Source organism: Corynebacterium sp. ACRQJ, assembly GCF_022346045.1.
GTDB lineage: Bacteria > Actinomycetota > Actinomycetes > Mycobacteriales > Mycobacteriaceae > Corynebacterium > Corynebacterium evansiae.
In genome coordinates this window covers 1-1,310 of the sequence record NZ_JAKRMT010000041.1, presented here as the reverse complement: position 1 = coordinate 1,310, position 1,310 = coordinate 1, and the positions used below count along the sequence as shown (strand labels likewise).

The window sequence follows — 1,310 nt, the reverse complement described above, 5'->3', positions numbered from 1 at the left end:
GTTTAGTGGACACCCAACTTGTACGGATGTTGTGTCCGTAGGAGAGGATGTTCATTGTGAGCCAACAGCGCAAGAAGTACACGCCGGAGTATCGGCGTGAAGCCGCGAATCTGGTGATTGAGTCGCAGCGCCCGATCGCCCATGTGGCCCGAGAGATCGGTGTCGCCCCGGGGCTTTTAGGCAAGTGGGTCAAAAATGAGCGGGAGCGCCGAGGTTCTGCCGATGGGATGAGCGAGGCGGACCTTCGGGCCGAGAATGCGCGCTTGCGCCGGGAGCTGGCAGAGGCTCGGATGGACAACGAGTTTTTGTCAAAAGCGACAGCCTTCTTCGCTGCGAAGCAACGCGAGCAGAAAAGTTCGAACTAATGTGGCGAGAGAAGGCAAACTACAGCATTAAACGTATGGCACGCTTGTTGAAGGTGTCTCGGTCTGGATACTACAAATGGGCCCATACGCAGCAGAAACGACTATCCGGCGACGATGATCGTGCAGCATTTTACGATGATGTTGACCGCAAGATTCACCGGATTTGGAAAGACTCCGATGAGGTTTATGGTGCTCCGCGCATTACCGCAGAACTTGCCGAGCGCTACCACATTGCGCTCAACCGTAAGACTGTGGCTAAACGGATGCGCATGATGGGCATTGAAGGGATTTCACCGCGGGCCTTTGTCCCGGTGACAACCATTCAATCCAAGCGTAAGTCCACGCTTCCTGACCTGGTCAAGCGCATGTTTGATGCCGGTGAGCTCAATCGGGTGTGGATGTCGGATATTACCTACCTGCGCACCGGTGAAGGCTGGTTGTACTTGTGCGCGGTCCGTGATGGTCATTCCCGCCGTGTGCTCGGTTGGGCTATGGATAGTGTGCAAGATACTTCCCTGGTCGAGCGGGCCCTGCGGATGGCGTATACGCTGCGCGGTGACGTTCCTGATGGCCTGGTGTTTCACGCTGACCGTGGGGCACAGTTTACAAGCGAGCAGCTCTGGGACGTCTGCCGCGACCTGGGCATTGCTCAGTCCGTGGGGCGTACCGGGGTGTGCTTTGATAACGCGATGGCTGAATCGTTCTGGTCGACGCTGAAGACCGAATTTTACGACCGGCAACACTGGCCTACCCGTGATGCTGCACGCGCGGGTGTCGCCCGCTGGATTGAAGTGGTCTACAACCGTCGACGGCGGCACTCCGCACTCGGGATGGTCAGCCCCGTCGACTTCGAGCACCACATCACCCAGACCACCAACGAAGAAGAAACAGCTGCCTAACTATGAGGTAGCTCCACTACGTGTCCACCATTTGCGGGCAACCCCA

Annotated in this window: 1 protein-coding gene; it reads left to right on the top strand. The window is 57.3% G+C overall.

Translation table 11 applies throughout. The annotated features are described in order from the left end of the window. Positions 1–47: 47 nt before the first annotated feature. Positions 48–1,264, top strand: a protein-coding gene (locus tag MHX52_RS10280) for an IS3 family transposase (RefSeq protein WP_155270867.1) whose coding sequence is annotated in 2 segments (ribosomal slippage) — positions 48–309 and positions 309–1,264 — 1,218 coding nt in all. Because the reading frame shifts where the segments join, the coding sequence is not laid out codon by codon here. Positions 1,265–1,310: the final 46 nt, after the last annotated feature.